Genomic DNA, 19,494 nt, shown 5'->3' with positions numbered 1-19,494 from the left:
AGCGAAGGCTTTCCGGGACCCATTCCGTGACGTTGAGCAGAATGGGTCCCGGCTCTTTCCCTCGCTTCGCTCGGCCGGCCGGGATGACGGCGGAGATTATCGCCGATGATAGCGAAAGAGGCTATTTCCTCAGCGCCAGCCCAAACGCGATAAAAGTCCAGCCCTGAAAGATCAGGTCGATCGCCAGGAACATGCCGAGCACCCAAAGGCTGTTCACCGGCCAGCCGAGCGCGATGATGAGGCCGGCGAGTGCCGTGACCACACCAGCCGCGACGAGCCAGCCCCAGCCGGCGGCAGGTCTGCTCTTGAAGCCCAGCCATAGCCGCAGGATGCCGGAAGCAACCAGGCTGACGGCAAGCAGGAAGGTCAGCACGGCAGACGCCAGCAGCGGGTTGTAGAAGGCGAGGAAGCCGGCGATCGCATAAAGCAGGCCGCTGCCCAGCCACCAGAAGAAATTGCCCCAGCTTTTGACGCCAAAGGCATGCGCGATCTCGATGACGCCGGCCATCAGCATCAGCGAGCCAACCACATAGACCGAAGCCACGGTGGCGATGAAAAGATTGCCGAAGGCGATGCCGCCGAAGATCAGAAGCAGGACCCCGAGCGCGACGAACCATCCCCATTTGGACCGCGCATCGCCGATGGCGTCTTTCAGAACTTCCGGCATTTCAGAAGGTAAGGTCATCGCCGTCATCTCCATGCTTGGATAAACGTTGCCACAATCCCGCCACGATTAAAGTAGCGCCGCCCGCACGAGTCGTCCAGCGGGAGCGCGTGGCGCCGGTTGAGGCAACCTTACGAAATTAAATCAAATTTTACGCAAAGCCCTCAAAAGCTTGTGGCAACGATTGGTTGTGTGTGCGTGCGTGGGGCTGTTGATGATATCTTTCAATCGGATGTCGGTTGGTTGTTCGGTTGCCCTCTTGCTGGGGCTGTCGCAGAGCGCTGCCGCCGAAGGCGGTTTCTTCGACTGGGTTCACGGCGACTGGTACCTGACCGTCGGCGCATCGGGCATCGTGGCGCCGCGGTTCGAAGGCTCGAGCAGCCGCATATTCACCGCCTCGCCCATCATCTCGCTCGGCAAGGCCGGCGCTCCTGCCCGGTTCGTCTCGCGCAACGACAACATCTCGATGTCATTGCTCGATGATGGTCCCGTGCGCGCGGGTCTGACCGGAAAGTTCCTGTTTGCGCGCGACAACGACATAAATGACCTCAAAGGCCTCGATCCCGTCCGCTGGGGCGGCGAGGTCGGCGGCTTCTTCGAGATCTATCCGACCGACTGGATGCGCATGCGCGGCGAGGTACGCCACGGCATCAGGGCGCACAATGGCATCGTCGCCGACATTTCCGCCGACGCCTTCTACGACGTCACGCCGACGATACGCGTTTCCGGCGGGCCGCGGGCATCCTTTGCCACAGCCAAATATTTCGACGCCTATTACGGCGTCTCGGCCTCCGAATCCGCAGCGTCCGGCCTGAGCCGATACGATCCCGGTAGCGGGTTGAAGTCTGTTGGCGTCGGCGGCGCGGTGAACTGGAAAGCCACCGACAAGATCACGGCCACCCTGTTCAGCGAATATTCGCGGCTCAAGGGCCCGGCGGCGGATTCCAGCCTGGTGAAGGAGCGTGGCTCGCGCGACCAGCTGATGTTCGGTGTCTCGGCGACGTATCGCTTCGATTTCCAGATGTAGCGTTTGCGCATTTATCCGCTTTATTCTCGCGGCTGCCTCCGCTAAAAGCGCGCCATGAGATGTCTCGCGCCCGTCTTCGCGATTGCTATACGAATTACGGGCCCGGCTTTCCGGGTGGCTTGAGGCTGCCTGAAAGTCCGGGACTTTTTGCCTGCGCGCTTTCCCGCGCATTTTCCATTAAATGACAGTTGAACGCCCGAGGCGCATTTCGCCGGGCAACCTGATGGCAAGACAATGACCGATACGTCCGAGAAACTCGATTACTCCAAGACCCTCTATCTGCCGCAGACGGAATTTCCGATGCGCGCCGGCCTGCCTGAGAAGGAGCCGGTAGCGGTCGCGCGCTGGCAGAAGATGGACCTCTACAAGCGCCTGCGCGAAAGTGCGGCCGGCCGCGAGAAGTTCGTGCTGCATGACGGCCCGCCCTATGCCAACGGCAACATCCATATCGGCCATGCGCTGAACAAGGTGCTGAAGGACGTCATCACCCGCTCGTTCCAGATGCGGGGTTTCGACTCGAACTACGTGCCGGGCTGGGACTGCCACGGCCTGCCGATCGAATGGAAGATCGAGGAAGAGAACTATCGCGCCAAGGGCAAGGCCAAGCCTGACCTGTCCGAACCCAAGGCGATGATCGAGTTCCGCCAAGAATGCCGCGCCTATGCCGAAAAATGGATCAAGGTGCAGGGCGACGAATTCCAGCGGCTCGGCGTCATCGGCGATTTCAAGGATCCCTACCTGACGATGAGCTATCACGCCGAGGCGCGCATCGCCGGCGAACTGTTGAAGTTCGCAGCATCCGGCCAACTCTATCGCGGCTCCAAGCCGGTGATGTGGAGCGTGGTCGAGCGCACGGCGCTGGCCGAGGCCGAGGTCGAGTATCAGGATTACGAGAGCGACACAATCTGGGTGAAGTTCCCGGTTTTGAATCGGACTTTCCATCGTGATTTGAGCGGTAATGATGAGCACGTTACAGCACTCAATGACTCTGAATTTGCGATCCCACCAGAGCATCAAATGTATGTCGTCATTTGGACGACTACGCCGTGGACCATTCCCGGCAACCGCGCAGTCAGTTTCTCACCGCGTATCAGCTATGGGCTGTACGAGGTAATCTCCGCTGATAATGCCTTTGGCCCTCAGCCGGGTGAGAAACTGATCTTTGCCGACGCACTGGCAGAGGAGTCTGCAACAAAAGCAAAAGTAGCTTTCAAGCGGCTTGCCTCGATCCCTGCCGACTACTTAAACGATATGGTGCTCGCTCACCCATTTAGAAATCTAGGTGGTGGATATGAGTTTGCTGTACCGATGATCCCAGGAGATCACGTAACCGACGACGCGGGAACGGGGTTTGTCCATACTGCTCCAGGACATGGCCGGGAGGATTTCGAGGCGTGGTCCGACTTTACTGGAAAGCTGCTGAAGCAGTTCGCAAGCCATCAGGCCGAGAAAGAATATCCCTTCCTCTTTGATGCGAATTCGGAGAGTTTTCGATATGCGGGGCTGCTATTCTCATCTAGCATCCCCTTTACCGTCGACGACGCCGGTTATTTCACCAAGGACGCGCCCGGCTTCGGCCCGGATCGCGAGGGCGGGCCTGCGCGCGTCATCGACGACAACGGCAAGAAGGGCGATGCCAACAAGGCCGTCATCGAGGAGCTGATCAAACGCAATGCGCTGTTCGCGCGCGGCCGCCTCAAGCACAGCTACCCGCATTCGTGGCGGTCGAAGAAGCCGATCATCTTCCGCAACACGCCGCAATGGTTCGTCTATATGGACAAGGAACTGGGTGACGGCACCACGCTGCGTTCGCGCGCACTGCAGGCCATCGACGACACTCGCTTCGTGCCCGGCGCCGGCCAGACGCGCCTGCGCTCGATGATCGAAGAGCGCCCGGATTGGGTGCTGTCGCGCCAGCGCGCCTGGGGCGTGCCGATCGCCGTCTTTGCCGATGCCGACGGCACCGTGCTCGTGGACGACGCCGTCAACCAGCGCATCGTTGATGCCTTCGAGGCTGAAGGGGCCGATGCCTGGTTCGCGGAAGGCGCGCGCGAGCGTTTCCTTGGCTCCCGCGCCAACGAGCCGTGGGTGCAGGTCATGGACATCCTTGATGTCTGGTTCGATTCGGGCTCCAGCCACACATTTACGCTGGAAGACCGCCCGGACATGAAGTGGCCGGCCGACGTCTATCTCGAAGGTTCGGACCAGCATCGCGGGTGGTTCCACTCGTCGCTGCTGGAAAGCTGCGGCACGCGCGGCCGTGCGCCTTACAACACCGTCGTCACCCATGGCTTCACCATGGATGAGGAGGGCCGCAAGATGTCGAAGTCGCTCGGCAACACGGTGGTGCCGCAGGACGTCATCAAGCAATCCGGCGCCGATATCCTGCGCCTGTGGGTGGTGACGACCGATTATTGGGAAGACCAGCGCCTCGGCAAGAACGTGCTGCAGACCAATATCGACGCCTATCGCAAGCTGCGCAACACCATCCGCTGGATGCTCGGCACGCTCGCCCATGACGAGGGCGACGTGGTGCCGGTGAAAGAGATGCCGGAACTGGAGCAACTGATGCTGCACCGGCTGGCCGAACTCGATGAACTGGTTCGCGCCGGCTACGACGCCTTCGAGTTCAAGCGCGTCACGCGCGCGCTGATCGATTTCATGGTGGTGGAGCTTTCCGCCTTCTATTTCGACATCCGCAAGGACGCGCTCTATTGTGAGGCGCCTTCCAGCAGCAAGCGCAAGGCGGCAGTGCAGGTGGTGCGCCATCTGTTCGACCATCTGGTGACGTGGCTGGCGCCGATGCTGCCCTTCACCACCGAAGAGGCGTGGCTCGAGCGCTATCCGTCGTCCGAATCGGTGCATCTCGAACAGTTCCCGGCGGTGCCCGCGGACTGGAAAAACGATGCGCTGGCGGAAAAGTGGAAAAAAATCCGTCAGGTCCGCAGCGTCGTTACCGGCGCGCTGGAACTGGAGCGGGCCAAGAAGACCATCGGTTCGTCGCTGGAAGCCGTGCCGGTCGTCCACATGAACGATGCTGCGCTCGAGGCGGCATTGTCGGGCATCGACCTGGCCGAAATCAGCATCACCAGCGATCTAGCGGTTTCGCATCAGGGTGCACCCGCAGACGCCTTTGTGCTGCGCGAAGTGCCGGGCGTGGCGGTTGTGGTGGAAAAGGCCGACGACAAGGGCCTGCGCAAATGCGCGCGCTCCTGGCGCTATACCGACGACGTCGGTTCGGACCCGGAGTTCCCGGAAGTGTCTGCCCGCGACGCCAAGGCTCTTCATGAATTGAAAGCTTTAGGCCGTATTTAGAGTACATGTCGGGGAGGGCGCGGCGGCGGTCGTTGCCCTTCCTGACCGCTTGGGTTACAAGCGCGGGGCTCCGGGCGACAAAATCTCGCCGGATTCCCATCGGATGAGGGTTGCGGGAAATATCCGGATTGCGGTCCGATATAGAGCGAGAGGCGGTTTGCAGTGAAATTTTCTGGCCTGACTGAAATGACGCGTGCGCGCTGGATGGTGTTTGCGCCGCTCGTGGCTTCCAGCCTCGCGGTTTCGGGTTGCATGAGCGGCCCTACTTACGGCACCGACAAGACCTCGACCGAGCAGCTCGTCGGCGACGTCACCGGCATCCTTTCCATGGCGCCGAAAAATCGTGGCGACATCGAATACAAGCCGCGGCCCGATCTGGTTAAGCCAAAGCCGGGCGAAAAGCTGAATCTCCCTGCACCGCAGGAAAGCATCGTCAACGCCGATGCCAGCCAGTGGCCGGAATCGCCCGAGCAGAAGCGTGCGCGGCTGCGTGCCGACGCAACGGAAAATCGCGACACCCCCGGCTGGCGTCCGCAGATCCTGGGTGATCTCGGCGCACCATCGTCGTCCTCGATTTCTCGGCCAGGCGTGACCGAGCGCACCATGGATTCGGGCGTCGAGAAGGTTGGCAAGCAGGCGGAACAGCGCACCCTGTTCAACCAGCGTCTTGCCGAAACCAAGCAGGGCAGCCCGACGACTCGCAAGTTCCTGAGCGAGCCGCCGCTGGTCTATCGCGAGCCGTCCGCAACCGCGCCTGTCGGCGATGTCGGTGAGGACGAGGTCAAGAAAGAGCGGCGCCTGAAGGCCCAGGCGACAAAGAAGACCGGCAATAGCTGGCGCGACGTTCTGCCCTGGTAAGTGTTGCGCCCTGGCCGATGGTCAGGGTTCGCGGCGGGCCTGAAAGAAATCCTTGAGAATCGTCGAAGCGCTTGTCTCGGCTATGCCGGGATAGACCTCCGGCACATGATGGCAGGTCGGCGAGGTGAAGAAACGCACACCGTTGACCACCGCGCCGCCTTTTTCGTCGCCCGCTCCAAAATAAAGGCGGCGAATGCGGGCGAATGAAATGGCGCCCGCGCACATGGCGCAAGGCTCCAGCGTCACGTAAAGATCGAGATCGTTCAGGCGTTCAGCGGAGAGCTTTTGCGAGGCTTCGCGGATCGCCAGCATTTCGGCATGGGCGGTCGGATCGTTGAGTTCGCGGGTGCGATTGCCGGCGCTGGCGACGACCTGGTCGCCTCTGGCTATCACCGCGCCGACCGGCACTTCGCCACGCTTTGCCGCCGCTTCGGCCTCTGCAAGCGCCAGCGCCATGAAATCCGGGCGTTTCAATCCGTTATTCCCCTCGCAAGTGCAGGATGTTCCTGTTATCTACCGCCCCTGAAAGGCAAAGGCCACATGGACGACGATCGAAAAAAATTCCCGCGTAAAGGCGGTCCGCGCAAGGGCGGCAAACCCGATTTCTCGGCAAAGCCGCGCTTCGAGGGCGGCAAGCCGTTCGTGAAGCGCGAAGGGGCGGCAAAGCCACCCTACGCCAAGCGCCGGGACGATGCGACAGCAGGCGCAGAGCGCCCCAAGCGCGATTTCAAGCGTGACGATCGCCCGCGCGAAGGCGGCGAGGCGAAAGCCGAGCGCAGTGGCGCGCCGTTCCGCAAGGGGCCGCGGCCCGAGGGCAAGTCCGGCTTTGCGGCAAAGCCGCGCTTCGAGGGCGGCAAGCCGTTCGAAAAGCGCGACGGCGCCGCCAAGCCCTATGCCAAGCGCCGCGACGATGCGGCAGGTGGTGCGGAGCGTCCCAAGCGCGATTTCAAACGCGACGATCGTCCGCGTGACGGTGCTGCGACGCGGCCTGAACGCAGCGACAAGCCTTACCGCGCTGGTCCCCGGCCCGAAGGAAAGCCATTCGTTCGTCGGCCCGATCGCGAAGGCGATGCCGGCGGAGAGCGCCCGGCACGGCGTTTCGACCGGCCGCAAGGTGCGCGTGAAGGCGGTTTCGAAAAGCGCCCGCGGCCAGAAGGTTTCAAGCCGGACGGCGAGCGCAAGCCGTTTGCCCGGCCGCGCGTTGCCGAGGAAGCGGAGGAGGGCGAGCGCATTGCCAAGCGGCTGGCCCGCGTCGGCATTGCTTCGCGCCGCGACGCCGAGGAACTGATCGCGGCTGGCCGCGTCAAGGTCAACGGCAAGATTCTGGCTTCGCCGGCCTTCAACGTCATGCCGAGCGATACGATCGAGCTTGACGGCGAGACCATTCCGCCGATCGAGCGCACGCGGATGTTCCTGTTCCACAAGCCGTCCGGTGTCGTCACGACGAATCGCGATCCGGAAGGCCGCAAGACGGTTTTCGACCTCCTGCCGGCAGAACTGCCGCGCCTGATGACCATCGGCCGCCTCGACATCAACACCGAGGGCCTGCTGCTGCTCACCAATGATGGCGGCCTGTCGCGCGTGCTGGAACTGCCGGCGACCGGCTGGCTGCGCCGCTACCGCGTGCGCGTGCATGGAAAGGTCGACGAGAAGCAGTTGGCCGGGCTCAAAGACGGCATCGCCGTCGACGGGGTGTTCTACGGCGCGATCGAAGCCTCGCTGGACCGCGAGCAGGGCACCAATGCCTGGCTGACGATCGGCTTGCGCGAAGGCAAGAACCGCGAGGTGAAGAACATCCTCGGTGCGCTCGGGCTCGACGTGACGCGGCTGATCCGCATTTCCTATGGACCGTTCCAGCTTGGCGAACTGCCCGAGGGTCATGTCCAGGAAATGGCCGGACGCACGCTGCGTGACCAGCTCGGCGAGCGGCTCATCGAGGAATCGGGCGCGAATTTCGACGCCGATATCGTAAAGCCGTTCTCCAACAAGCCGGTGCGGCGCGAATTCGGGAAGCCGGCTGCCGCAGCAGCCGTGCCCGAAAGGGCGCCGCGTCAGGCGCGCCCGGTGCATATAGGCGAAGGCGGGCTGATCAAGAACCGCAAGCGCGACAATGAACGCCATCGCGAGGACGTGCTCGGCCGCTTGCAGACCAAGCCCGATCGCGGCTTCAAGAGTGATCGCGGCCCCAAATCCGATTTTGGCGACAAGCCGGCTCGCGGGCCCAAGCCCGATTTTGGTGACAGGCCCGCGCGCGGACCCAAGCCGGCGCGTGGCGGCAAGTCCGAGCGCGAATCGCGCCCGATCGAACCGCCGGGTGTCCGCAAGGCCAATGTCTGGATGGCTCCGGGCGCACGGCCGATCGGCAAGGGCAGAGCAGCCGCTGAAAAGGCGGAAGTGGACGCCCGCAAGGCCAGCAAGGCGCAGCATCACGGCAAGCCGTTCTTCGACAAGCCGGGCGGTGGCAAGACCGGTTTCGGCAAGCCGCGCCGCGAAGGCGATGAGGGCGGCAAGGGACCACGCGGCGGCGGCGATAGGCCGCGCGGCCCGCGCAAGGATCGCGGCTGATGCGCATAGTCGGCGGCGAGCTTCGCGGCCGGCCGCTGGCCACGCCGCGCACCAACGCCATACGCCCGACCACGGACCGCACCCGCGAAGCGCTGTTCAATGTGCTTGCACACCGGTTTTCCGACCGGCTTGAGGGCGCGCGCGTGCTCGACCTCTTCGCCGGCACCGGCGCGCTTGGGCTTGAAGCGCTGTCGCGTGGGGCGTCGTTCTGCATGTTCATCGAGGAGTCGGCTGAAGGGCGCGGCTTGATCCGCACCAATGTCGAAACCTTCAGTTTGAATGGCCGCACCAAGATTTTCCGGCGCGATGCGACCGGCCTTGGCCCGGCCGGCACCGTGCAGCCTTTCGGTCTCGTTTTCGCCGACCCGCCCTATGGCAAAGGTCTGGGCGAGGCAGCACTTAAATCCGCCCGCGACGGGGGCTGGCTAACGCCCGATGCGCTGTGCGTGGTCGAGGAATCGGCCGCCGCCGCTTTCGATCCGGGAACAGGCTTTTCGGTCATTGACGAACGCAGTTATGGCGAAACCATCATACGCCTGATCGAACTTTCCTGATCTTTTCAGGCACTTCGTCTAGCTTCGGCCTCTTTTTCGGGGACACATGACGGAGAATTCATTTTTCCAGCCGTCATGTGGCTGCCATACCGCTCATGACAATTGCAGTGATGCCGAGGAGCCGTTGATGATTTTTGAAGCCGGGTGGGCAATACGGCGGGGAGGACGCTTCGTTGCGGCGTCCCTGATGTTGCTGACGGTAACCGCCGCGCCTGCCTTGATGGCCCCAGCGCAAGCCGCCCAGGGCGACCAGGAGGTTTCCGATTTCTTCCTCGGCAACGGCATGGAAGTGGTGGTCATACCCGACCATCGTGCACCGATCGTTACGCATATGGTCTGGTACAAGATCGGCAGCGCCGACGAACCACCCGGCAAATCCGGCATTGCCCACTTCTTCGAGCATCTGATGTTCAAGGGCACGACGAACCACCGGGCTGGCGAGTTCGGCACCAGGATCGCTGAGATCGGTGGCAGCGAAAACGCTTTCACATCATATGATTACACGGCTTTCTTCCAGACCGTGACGCCCGACGCTCTCGAAACCATGATGAGTTTCGAGTCAGACCGTATGCGCAACCTGATTCTCACCGATGCCGTGATCGGGCCTGAGCGCGACGTCATCCTCGAGGAGCGTCGTTCGCGGATCGAGGGTAGCCCGGACGCGCTGCTGAGCGAAGAGGTTCAGGCAACGCTGTTCCAGAACCATCCCTATCGCATTCCTGTAATCGGCTGGATGCATGAGATGGAAAAGCTGAACCGCCCCGATGCTGTCGATTTCTACAACCGCTACTATGCGCCGAACAATGCCGTGCTGGTCGTGGCCGGCGACGTCGATGCCGCAACCGTGCGGGCGATGGCCGAAAAGACCTATGGCCGGGTGGCGCGCGGCCCGGACCTGCCGCCGCGCATCCGCCCGACCGAGCCGGAGCAGAACACCAAGCGCACCGTGACACTGACGGACGCGCGCGTCAGCGTGCCGAGCTTCTCCAAGGGATGGGTCGTGCCGTCCTATAATCGCGCCCAGCCGGGTGAGGCCGAAGCACTCGACCTGCTGTCGGAAATTCTCGGTGGCGGCACCCAGAGCCGGCTTTATCAGGCGCTTGTCGTCAAGGCTCGCATTGCCTCGGGCGCCGGCGCCTATTTCGACGGCACGGCATTGGATGACACCAGTTTCACCGTCTACGGCTCGCCGCTCGGCGAGACCGGGCTGGAGAAGCTGGAGGCAGCGGTCGATGCCGAGATCGTCAGCGTCGCTACCAAGGGCGTCACCGATGCGGAGCTGGAGAAGGCCAAGAACCGCTATGTCCGCAGCATGATCTTTGCGCGCGACAACCAGTCCAGCATGGCCAATATGTATGGCAGCACGCTGACCACCGGCGGGACAGTCCAGGAAATACAGCAGTGGCCGGACAAGATCAGGGCCGTAACAGCTGACCAGGTGCGCGCGGTGGCCGCCAAATACCTCAAGCCTGAGATTTCGGTGACGGGCTACCTGCTGCCGGTTTCAGCCGCGGCCAAGCCGGACGAAACGCAGGTTCCGCCGGCCGATGTGGGCGCAACTGACGGCGAGACGGGCAAGCCCGGTCCTGCCGAGGCCGCCCCCGCCAAGACACCGCCTGCGAATTGATCCGGATGGTTACCATGAGAACGACATTCGACATACGCGCCCGGGCGATCTCCTCGATCGTCACGCTGGCGATGGCGCTTTTCTTCCTTGTCCTGCCCTGCGTGGTTTCGGCCCGGGCAGCGATGAACATCCAGGAAGTGAAATCCTCCAGCGGCGTCACGGCCTGGCTTGTTGAGGATTATTCGGTTCCGATCATCGCGATACGCTTCGCCTTCGAGGGCGGCGGCACACAGGACCCGAAAGGCAAGGAGGGTCTCGCCAACCTCATGACTGGCCTGTTCGATGAGGGTGCCGGCGATCTCGATAGCGAGACGTACCAGTCGCGGCTTGACGATGCCGGCGCCGAGATGAGTTTCACCGCACGGCGCGATAGCATCTACGGTTCGATGCGGCTGCTTGCCGACCAGCGCGAAGAGGCTTTCGACCTCTTGCGCATGGCGATCACCGCGCCGCGGTTCGACCAGGCGCCGATCGACCGCATCCGCGCGCAAATTGTGTCCGGCATCGTGTCCGGCGCGCGCGATCCGGAAGTCGCCGCACGGCTGAAATGGGCTTCGGCGCTCTACGGCAACCACCCCTATGCGCGTCGCGACGAAGGCAACGAGCAGTCGCTCGCAACCATAACCGCAGACGATCTGCGCGCTTTTCACAAGGCGATCTTCGCCCGGGAGAAGCTCAAGGTCTCCGTTGTCGGTGCGATCGATGCCGAAACGCTGAAGGCCGATCTCGACAAGCTCTTCGGCAGCCTGCCGGAAAAGCCGACGCTTACGCCCATCGCCGATGTGCAGCCGAAACTCGGCCAGGAAGTCCGTGTCGAATACGATTTGCCGCAGACGATGATCCAGCTTGCCTATCCGGGCGTCGAGCGCACGGCACCGGATTTCTTCGGCGCGGTGCTGATGAACCACATTCTCGGCGGTGGCACGTTTACCTCGCGGCTGTTCGACGAGGTGCGCGAGAAGCGCGGCCTGACCTACGGCATTTCCTCGTCGCTGGTGAATTACGAGCATGCCAATGCCTTGACGATCGGTACGTCCACCCGCGCCGACAAGGCGGCCGAGGCGCTGGCGCTGATCCGCGACGTGATACGCAAGATGGCCGATGAAGGGCCGACGCAGGCAGAACTGGACGCGGCGAAGAAATACCTGATCGGCGCCTACGCCATCAACAATCTCGACTCCTCGAGCGCCATAGCCAGCACGCTGGTGGAGCTGCAACTGCAGGATCTCGGCATCGACTACATGAATCGACGCGCCGGATTGATCAACGCAGTGACCTTGGAAGACACCAAGGCGGCTGCGAAGAAACTGCTGACCGTCGATCCGGCGATACTGATCGTCGGGCCTTCGCTGGTGGCGGGGAGCAAGTGATGAGCCCGACCTTCGCCATCGCATTCGGTGGCGGTGGTGCGCGCGGGCTCGCGCATATCCATGTCATCGAGGCGCTGGACGAACTCGGCATCAGTCCGGTGGCGATAGCCGGCTCCTCGATCGGCGCCATCATGGGCGCAGGCATGGCGGCCGGCATGAGCGGCCGCGACATTCACGAATATGCGCGTTCGGTGCTGGGCAAGCGCTCCGAAGTGGCGTCGCGCATGTGGCGGGCGCGGCCGGGAACCTTCGCGGAGATGATGGAAGGCGGCCTGCGCGTCAGCCAGTTCAACATCGAGCGTATTTTGCAGGTGTTCCTGCCGTCCCAAATTCCCGAAACCTTCGCCGAGTTGAAAATCCCGTTGCGGGTGACGGCGACCGACTTTTTCGGTCACCAGATGACGGTGTTCGACGAGGGCGAATTGAATTCGGCACTCGCTGCCTCCGCTGCCATTCCGGCGGTGTTCCGCCCGGTGCGGCGTGACGGCAAGATCCTGATCGACGGCGGCATCTACAATCCGGTGCCGTTCGATCTGGTCGAGAAGGATGCGGACATCGTGATTGCCATCGATGTCGTCGGCACCCCGACGGATGGCGGTCGCAAGAGGCCGAACTCCATCGACCTGATGTTCGGCGCAACCCAGCTGATGATGCAGTCGATCATCGCCAGCAAGGTCAAGCAGGGCAGGCCGGAAATTTTCCTGCGCCCGCCGGTATCCCAGTTTCGTGCTCTGGATTTCCTGAAGATCGACGCGGTGATGGGCGAAACAGCTGCCATCAAGGACGAGCTGAAGCGCGCTGTAGACGTAGCGTTGCGGAACGCCGAGCGCCGCCGCTCGGCTTAACCTCACTGCAGCGTTGCTGCCTTGCCGGTTGAAAACGGCGACTGCGCCGAAGGTGGCGGCGATGGCATGGTCTCGTCGGGCACGGGCTGGCCGGCGATGCCGCGCACGACGCGGAAGCAGACAAGCATCGAGACCACGCCGAAGACCACTGCGCCCAGGCCCCAGCCGGCGATGACACCCTGGGCGCCGTAGAAATGCGCGCCGGCCCAGACGAAGGGGATAACGCCCAGCGTCGAGCGGCCCCAGTTGAACACTGTCGAATAGGTCGGGTAGCCGAGATTGTTGAAGGCCGCGCTCGAAACGAAGATCGCGCCGTTGAACAGGAAGCTGCCGGCGGCGAACAGGCAGAAGAACTCGATCAGTTCACGCGAAAGCCCACTCGCACCGAAGATCGAGGCGATCGGGTGGGCGAATATCGCCAGCAGCGCCCACATCACCAAGACATAGCCGACGGTGAAGAAGAGTGCGTTGCGCATCGTGCTCATGAGGCGATCATATCTGCGCGCGCCGTAATTCTGCCCGAGGATCGGCCCGACAGCGCCCGAAAGCGCAAAGATGACGCCGAATGCGACCGGCACGATACGCCCGATGATCGCCCAGCCGGCCACGGCCTGATCACCGAAGGCCGCAATCTCGGTGGTGACGAAGGCGTTACCGACCGGGGTCGCGATCTGCGTCAGCACGGCAGGCAGGCCGATGGCGAAGAAGGGCCGGAACGCGGCGGCAAGCCTTTCGCGGTCGGGCAATCTGATAAGATGATGGACGCGGTGTGCGCCATGGATGCCGACGGCGAGCATGACGATGCGCGAAAGCACGGTAGAGATCGCAGCACCATCGATGCCGAGGCCAAGGCCGAAAATGAGGATCGGGTCGAAGATCGCGGCGGCAATGGCGGCGGCGAGCGTCACATACATTGCACGCTTGGCGTCTCCGACACCGCGCAAGATGCCAGTGGTGCACATGCCGAGCGCCAGCAGCGGCGTCGAAAACAGCACCATCTGCAAAAAGCGCGTGGAAAGATCCAATGTATTGCCGGTCGCGCCGAGCATCGCGGTGAGTTCGCGCAGGAAGGGAAAGACGGCAATGCTGAGCAGCACCGTCGTAATCCCCATGAACACCATCGAGGCCCCGCCCATGCGGGCCGCATCCTCGCGGCTGCCGCGCCCCAGCGCACGGGAAACCAGCGCGCCGCAGGCGATCGTCAGGCCGATGGCGATCGAAACCGTGAAGAACAGCAGCGTCGAGGCAAAGCCAATCGCTGCCGCCAGTTCCTGAACGCCGAGCAGCGAAATGTAGAAGAGGTTCAGCGCATCAACGATAAAGACCGCAATCAGGCCCACCGATCCCGTCGCCGTCATCGTGATGACATGGCGCATGGTCGAGCCGGTGGTGAATTTGGCCGTCTGGGCAGGTTGCGACTTTTCGTTCATGCGGTCTGCTTTCGGCCTCGGATCGGCGATCAGTGCGCGAAGACTTGCTCGAGCGACCGGAAGCCCTTGAACTCAAGCGCGTTGCCGGAAGGGTCGCGGATGAACAGCGTCGCCTGTTCGCCAGGCTCGCCGGTAAAGCGGATCATCGGCCGCTCCAGCCAGTCGATGCCGTCCTGGGCTTCAAGACGGTCGGCCAGCGCCTGCCAGTCATCCATCAGCAACACTGCGCCGAAATGCGGGATCGGCACCAGCTTGCCGCCGACCTGTCCGTCATTGGCCGCCGAGGCCGTCTCCGGGCGCAGATGTGCCGACATCTGATGGCCGAAAAGATCGAAATCGACCCAGGTATCGGACGAGCGCCCGATCGCGCAGCCGAGGACGTCACGGTAGAAAGCGCGGGTTTCCTCGAGATCGCGGACGGGGAATGCGAGGTGAAAAGGGGTCATGTTCGGGGTCCGGTTATTCTGCGTGAGGCGATATGCCCGGTTGCTATTGGCGCTATGGTGGTCGACTCCTAGACTAGAGTCGGATCGTTTCCAAAGGAATTGGTTCGGCACGGGTCTTTCTGCTGGACCACGCCCATTGCACAAGCGGGATGGGAACAATAGATGGTGCAGCAAGCCTGCGAGCCAACTGATTTGGGAAAATCCGCATGAATGACACCCTCGATGCCGTCAAGGACGCCGGAAAGCTGACCGATCGCGTCGCGGCTCTCGTCGAAGCGGCAAAGCGAGCCGGTGCGGATGCGGCCGATGCCGTTGCCGTACGTGGCCGCTCGGCTGGCGTTTCCGTGCGGCTTGGCAAGGTTGAAGCAACTGAGGCGTCGGAGAGCGAGGATGTGTCGCTGCGCGTCTTCGTTGGCCAGCGCGTCGCCAGCGTATCTGCGACGGCGGCATCCGACCCGAATCAACTGGCCGAGCGTGCCGTCGCCATGGCGAAGGTTTCGCCGGAGGATCCTTATCAGGGTCTGGCCGATCCTGCGCTGCTCGCCAAGACTGTTCGCGACCTCGACCTCTATGACAGCACCGTGGTTTCCGCCGAGCAGCTGAAGGCCGATGCGCTGGCAGCCGAGGAGGCCGCTCTCGCAGTTCCCGGCGTCACTAATTCCGGCGGCAGCGGCGCGAGTGCTGGTCTCGGTGGCATGGTGCTTGCCACCTCGCACGGCTTTCTCGGCCATTATGTCGGCACGCGCTTTTCGCGCTCGGCCAGCGTGATTGCCGGCGAGGGCACCGGTATGGAGCGCGACTATGATTTCTCCTCGCGCCAGCATTTCGCCGATCTGGATGCGCCCGACGCGATCGGACGCTCCGCCGGCGAGCGGGCGGTGCGTCGGCTCAATGCCCGCAAGGCCAAGACCGGCCCGGTCGACGTGGTGTTCGACCCGCGCGTCTCGCGCGGCATTGCCAGCCATCTTGCCGGGGCCATCAACGGCGCCTCGGTCGCGCGCAAGACGAGCTTCCTGCGCGATATGATGGGCAAGCAGGTGGCAAACGGGATCATCACCGTCATCGACGAACCGCTGCGCCGGCGCGGCCCGGCCTCGCGGCCCTTCGACGGTGAAGGCATCGAAGGCGAGAAACTGGTGATGGTCGACAAGGGCATCCTGAACCACTGGTTCCTCTCGACCTCTGCCGCCAAGGAACTCGGCCTGCAGACCAACGGCCGCGGCGCGCGCAGCGGCTCGTCCGTCTCGCCGACCTCGACCAACCTGTCCATCGAGCCGGGCGACCGCTCGCCCGAAGACCTCATCAAGTCGCTGAAGAGCGGCTTCTATGTCACGGAAGTGTTCGGCCAGGGCGTCAACATGATCACCGGCGAATATAGCCGCGGAGCCTCCGGATTCTGGATCGAGAACGGCGAACTCGCCTATCCCGTTTCGGAAGTCACCATCGCCTCGAATCTCAGGGACATGTTCCTGAACATGGTCCCCGCGAGCGATATCGACCGCAATTTCGGCACGGCCGCACCAACGCTACTCATCGAAGGAATGACGCTTGCCGGAAGCTGAGACAGCCAGCATATCGACCGCCGCCGAAGATCTGTCGCTGCTGCTGGATGCTGCGCGCGAGGCTGGGGATATCGCGATGCGCTACTTCAGGAAAAGCCCGGAAGTCTGGATGAAGACCGGGCAATCGCCGGTCAGTGAGGCAGATTATGCCGTCGATAAATTCCTGCGCGAGACGCTGACGGCGGCACGGCCCGATTATGGCTGGCTGTCGGAAGAGACCGCCGACACCGATGCACGGCTGTCTGCCCGCCGCACCTTCGTCGTCGACCCCATCGACGGCACGCGCGGCTTCATCGACGGGCAGGATGCGTGGTGCGTCAGCGTCGCGGTCGTCGAAGCGGGACAGCCGATAGCCGGCGTTCTCGATTGCCCGGCGCGGCACGAAATCTTTTCGGCAATACCGGGAGAGGGCGCGCGCAAGAACGGCTCGATCATCAGCGTTCGTGAAATCGGCGAGGAAATCGAGATCGGCGGCCCGAAGCCGTTTTTCGATCTCATGCCTGAGGAATGGCTGCAGCGGGCGCATCGCGTCGCGCATGTTCCCTCGCTTGCCTATCGCCTGGCGCTGATTGCCGAAGGCTCGCTCGACGCCACCTTCGTCAAGCCCAACTCGCATGATTGGGACATCGCCGCTGCCGACCTGATCCTGCGCGAAGCAGGTGGAAAGCTTGTGGATGCGGCAGGCAACCTGCCGTCTTATGCCGGTGCCGTCACCGCGCACGGCGCGCTGGTTGCGGGCAGTGGTCATCTTCTCGCCGCCATTGCCGGGGTAATAGCGGGTGCCGGGCGCTGAAAGCGCGTCGAGGCGGTTTCAAAACAATCCGTTTTCATCTAGACAATGGCAGCTTTGCCAATCACGATTCAGGAATTCCCATGTCCGAGGAAGACGGAAAAAAGCAGCTTTTGCATCTGGTTTTCGGTGGCGAGCTGAAGAAGCTCGGCTCCACCGAATTTCGCGATCTGGACGCGCTCGACATTGTCGGCGTATTCCCCGACTACCAGTCCGCACATACGGCCTGGAAAGCGAAAGCCCAGGCGAGCGTCGATAACGCGCATATGCGCTATTTCGTGGTTCACCTGCACCGGCTGCTTGATCCGGAAGCCAAGGCGACCGGTCAGAGCTGATGGACGAAAGACGAGTGGCGTCGCCGGTCGTTCAGGCCGCGGCCCCGAAGAAACGCAAACCGGGCGGCGCGAAGGGTTTCTGGCGCAAGATCCGCAAGCCGCTGGCGCAGTCGAGTTTTGCCAAGGGCCTGATTGCGAGCCTTCTTGCCTACGGCCTGCGCTTCGTGCGCCTTACCAATCCGCTCGCCAAGGGATCGACCGACGTCAAGCAGGCTCAGGCCGAAATGACCCCGGCCATCATCGCGCTCTGGCACGGCCAGCATCTTCTTGCGCCGGTCATGTTGCCGAGGCGGCAGAAGATGCTCGCCATGGTCTCGCGCAGCGCTGATGCCGAACTCAACGCGCTTGTGCTGGAAAAATTCGGCTTCGAAGCCGTGCGGGGGTCCGGTGGCCGTGAAGACAAGCGCCATGCGGAAAAAGGCGGCGCGCGGGCGTTGATCGTCCTGAAAAAGGCGCTCGATGCCGGCAAGAACGTCGCCATGATTGCAGACATTCCCCACGGAACGCCGCGTGAAGCCGGTCTCGGCATCATCACGCTGGCGCGCCTTTCGGGCAAGCCGGTGATTCCGCTGGCCGTCGCCACCAGCCGCCGCAAGGTGCTGGAACGAAGCTGGGACAAGACCACCATCAACCTGCCTTTCGGCCGCTGCGGCGTCATCGTCGGCGAGCCGGTCCATGTGCCGGCAGGCGCCAGCGAGGCGATGATGGAGTTCAAGCGCCAGGAATTGACCGCTTCGCTCAACCGCGCGACGGCACAGGCCTATCTTATCGCCGACGGTGGCCGCTTATGAGCGAACGCTGGGCGCGCAGGCTGCTTTCGGGTTACCGCCTTGCCGGCTCGGTCGCGTTTCCCGTCATGGGCGCCTATGTCGCCTGGCGTTCAAGCCGCGGCAAGGAAGATCACGCAAGGCGCCGCGAGCGTTACGGCCGGGCAAGCCAGCCCCGGCCGGAGGGCCCGCTGATCTGGGTTCATGCCGCGAGCGTGGGCGAGACGATCGCGGTTGTGCCGCTGGTGGAAAGCATACTCGGCTACGGCATCAACATCGTGCTGACGACAGGCACCGTGACCTCCGCGCAGGTCGCCGATGAGCGGCTCGGCGGGCGCGTCATTCATCAATATGTGCCGCTTGATATGAAGCCGGCGGTAAGCCGTTTTCTCGATCATTGGCAACCTGACCTCGCCATCATCGCCGAATCGGAGATATGGCCGATGACGATTCTGGAATTGGGCCGCCGTCGCGTGCCTCAGGTCCTGGTCAACGGCCGCCTGTCCGACCGCTCGTTCAAGAACTGGAAGAAGCGGCCCTTCATCGCTGAAGCGCTGTTCGAGAACCTCGCCCATGTGGTTGCGCAATCCGATGTCGACGGCCAGCGCTTCGCGGCACTCGGCGCGCGACCGGTCAGCGTTTCCGGCAACCTGAAGGTCGACACCGCGCCGCCACCGGTCGATGAGAAGGTGCTCAACGCGCTTCAGCGCCAGATCGGCAAGCGCAAGACCTGGGCGGCGATTTCGACGCATGACGGCGAAGAGGCTGTCGCAGCCGAAGTCCATACCATGCTGCACAAGCGCCACCCCGGCCTGCTCACCATCATCGTGCCGCGTCATCCTGACCGGGCGGCCGCACTTGCCGAGGAGTTTACAGCACTCGGGCTTTCGGTTGCGCGGCGCAGCGCCGGCGACAAGGTTACCGCAGATACCGACATCCTGCTTGGCGACACCATCGGCGAGATGGGGCTTTACCTGCGCCTGACCGAGATTGCATTCGTCGGCCGTTCCCTGACCTCCGAGGGAGGGCAGAACCCGCTGGAGCCGGCGATGCTGGAAACGGCCGTGCTTGCAGGCCGCAACGTGCAGAATTTCCGCGAAACCTATCAGCGCCTGATCGATCGCGGTGGGGCCAAGCTGGTGCGCGACCGCGACATGCTTGCGGGTGCCGTCAACTTCCTGCTGGTCAACGAGGTCGCGCGCCACGACATGATGGCGGCCGGCGTGGTGACGGTGGACGAGATGCGCGGCGCATTGGCCAAGACCTTGAGGGCGCTCGAACCGTACATCCAGCCGCTTGTCGTCAAATCGCGGCTCAAGGGACCGGGCGGACGGTAGCG

General features: G+C 63.1%; 17 protein-coding genes. 13 read left to right on the top strand and 4 right to left on the bottom strand.

Annotated features, from left to right (window positions below; all coding sequences use genetic code 11):
* Window positions 1-121 precede the first annotated feature (121 nt).
* Window positions 122-685 carry an HdeD family acid-resistance protein gene (locus tag BM413_RS07895; protein ID WP_091912282.1) on the bottom strand — a complete coding sequence of 188 codons (564 nt, stop codon included), beginning with the start codon at window positions 683-685 and terminating at the stop codon, window positions 122-124.
* A gap of 193 nt (window positions 686-878) precedes the next feature.
* Between BM413_RS07895 and BM413_RS07890 the strand changes: the two genes are divergently transcribed.
* The 3 genes from BM413_RS07890 (at window position 879) to BM413_RS07880 (ending at window position 5,864) form a co-directional block, all read left to right on the top strand.
* On the top strand, window positions 879-1,691 hold the full coding sequence (locus tag BM413_RS07890) for a MipA/OmpV family protein (RefSeq protein WP_091912073.1): 813 nt from the start codon (window positions 879-881) through the stop codon (window positions 1,689-1,691).
* Between the two features lie 234 nt (window positions 1,692-1,925).
* Window positions 1,926-5,006, top strand: a complete 3,081-nt coding sequence (gene ileS, locus BM413_RS07885) for an isoleucine--tRNA ligase (protein WP_091912071.1) — start codon at window positions 1,926-1,928, stop codon at window positions 5,004-5,006.
* Between the two features lie 162 nt (window positions 5,007-5,168).
* On the top strand, window positions 5,169-5,864 hold the full coding sequence (locus BM413_RS07880) for a hypothetical protein (protein WP_348272894.1): 696 nt from the start codon (window positions 5,169-5,171) through the stop codon (window positions 5,862-5,864).
* Between the two features lie 21 nt (window positions 5,865-5,885).
* On the opposite strand, the gene BM413_RS07875 is transcribed toward BM413_RS07880, so the two are convergent.
* On the bottom strand, window positions 5,886-6,338 hold the full coding sequence (locus tag BM413_RS07875; protein WP_091912070.1) for a nucleoside deaminase: 453 nt from the start codon (window positions 6,336-6,338) through the stop codon (window positions 5,886-5,888).
* A gap of 66 nt (window positions 6,339-6,404) precedes the next feature.
* Here BM413_RS07875 and BM413_RS07870 point away from each other — a divergent pair, with 66 nt between their 5' ends.
* The 5 genes from BM413_RS07870 to BM413_RS07850 all read left to right on the top strand — a co-directional run bounded on the left by BM413_RS07870 (window position 6,405) and on the right by BM413_RS07850 (window position 12,825).
* Complete coding sequence (locus BM413_RS07870; protein WP_091912068.1) at window positions 6,405-8,429, top strand: pseudouridine synthase; 2,025 nt, start codon at window positions 6,405-6,407, stop codon at window positions 8,427-8,429.
* Window positions 8,429-8,983 (top strand): 16S rRNA (guanine(966)-N(2))-methyltransferase RsmD, encoded by a 555-nt coding sequence (gene rsmD / locus BM413_RS07865; protein ID WP_091912067.1) that lies wholly within the window; start codon window positions 8,429-8,431, stop codon window positions 8,981-8,983. Before BM413_RS07870 ends, rsmD begins: the two co-directional genes overlap by 1 nt.
* Before the next feature lie 220 nt (window positions 8,984-9,203).
* The gene (locus BM413_RS07860) at window positions 9,204-10,610 is read left to right on the top strand and encodes a M16 family metallopeptidase (RefSeq protein ID WP_244537804.1); all 1,407 of its coding nucleotides are present in this window, start codon (window positions 9,204-9,206) and stop codon (window positions 10,608-10,610) included.
* Window positions 10,611-10,624: 14 nt separating this feature from the next.
* Complete coding sequence (locus tag BM413_RS07855) at window positions 10,625-11,980, top strand: M16 family metallopeptidase (RefSeq protein WP_244537798.1); 1,356 nt, start codon at window positions 10,625-10,627, stop codon at window positions 11,978-11,980.
* Window positions 11,980-12,825, top strand: coding sequence for a patatin-like phospholipase family protein (locus tag BM413_RS07850; RefSeq protein ID WP_091912061.1), 846 nt, complete (start codon window positions 11,980-11,982; stop codon window positions 12,823-12,825). The genes BM413_RS07855 and BM413_RS07850 overlap by 1 nt, the downstream gene beginning before the upstream one ends.
* Before the next feature lie 2 nt (window positions 12,826-12,827).
* Here BM413_RS07850 and BM413_RS07845 read toward each other — a convergent pair whose 3' ends face one another.
* Window positions 12,828-14,255 (bottom strand): MATE family efflux transporter, encoded by a 1,428-nt coding sequence (locus BM413_RS07845; protein ID WP_197716865.1) that lies wholly within the window; start codon window positions 14,253-14,255, stop codon window positions 12,828-12,830.
* A 29-nt stretch (window positions 14,256-14,284) separates the two neighbouring features.
* The gene (locus BM413_RS07840) at window positions 14,285-14,701 is read right to left on the bottom strand and encodes a VOC family protein (protein WP_091912059.1); all 417 of its coding nucleotides are present in this window, start codon (window positions 14,699-14,701) and stop codon (window positions 14,285-14,287) included.
* A gap of 206 nt (window positions 14,702-14,907) precedes the next feature.
* On the opposite strand from BM413_RS07840, the gene BM413_RS07835 reads away from it, so the two are divergent.
* From BM413_RS07835 to waaA, 5 genes are all read left to right on the top strand, one after another.
* Complete coding sequence (locus tag BM413_RS07835) at window positions 14,908-16,263, top strand: TldD/PmbA family protein (protein WP_091912057.1); 1,356 nt, start codon at window positions 14,908-14,910, stop codon at window positions 16,261-16,263.
* Window positions 16,250-17,056, top strand: coding sequence for a 3'(2'),5'-bisphosphate nucleotidase CysQ (locus BM413_RS07830; protein ID WP_091912055.1), 807 nt, complete (start codon window positions 16,250-16,252; stop codon window positions 17,054-17,056). Before BM413_RS07835 ends, BM413_RS07830 begins: the two co-directional genes overlap by 14 nt.
* Before the next feature lie 80 nt (window positions 17,057-17,136).
* The gene (locus tag BM413_RS07825; protein WP_091912053.1) at window positions 17,137-17,388 is read left to right on the top strand and encodes a DUF4170 domain-containing protein; all 252 of its coding nucleotides are present in this window, start codon (window positions 17,137-17,139) and stop codon (window positions 17,386-17,388) included.
* Window positions 17,388-18,179, top strand: a complete 792-nt coding sequence (locus BM413_RS07820) for a lysophospholipid acyltransferase family protein (RefSeq protein ID WP_091912051.1) — start codon at window positions 17,388-17,390, stop codon at window positions 18,177-18,179. Before BM413_RS07825 ends, BM413_RS07820 begins: the two co-directional genes overlap by 1 nt.
* The gene (waaA, locus tag BM413_RS07815) at window positions 18,176-19,492 is read left to right on the top strand and encodes a lipid IV(A) 3-deoxy-D-manno-octulosonic acid transferase (RefSeq protein WP_091912049.1); all 1,317 of its coding nucleotides are present in this window, start codon (window positions 18,176-18,178) and stop codon (window positions 19,490-19,492) included. The genes BM413_RS07820 and waaA overlap by 4 nt, the downstream gene beginning before the upstream one ends.
* The last annotated feature ends 2 nt before the right edge of the window (window positions 19,493-19,494 follow it).

It is taken from the genome of Mesorhizobium sp. YR577, assembly GCF_900116595.1.
GTDB lineage: Bacteria > Pseudomonadota > Alphaproteobacteria > Rhizobiales > Rhizobiaceae > Mesorhizobium_M.
This window is presented reverse-complemented; position numbering and strand designations above follow the sequence as displayed.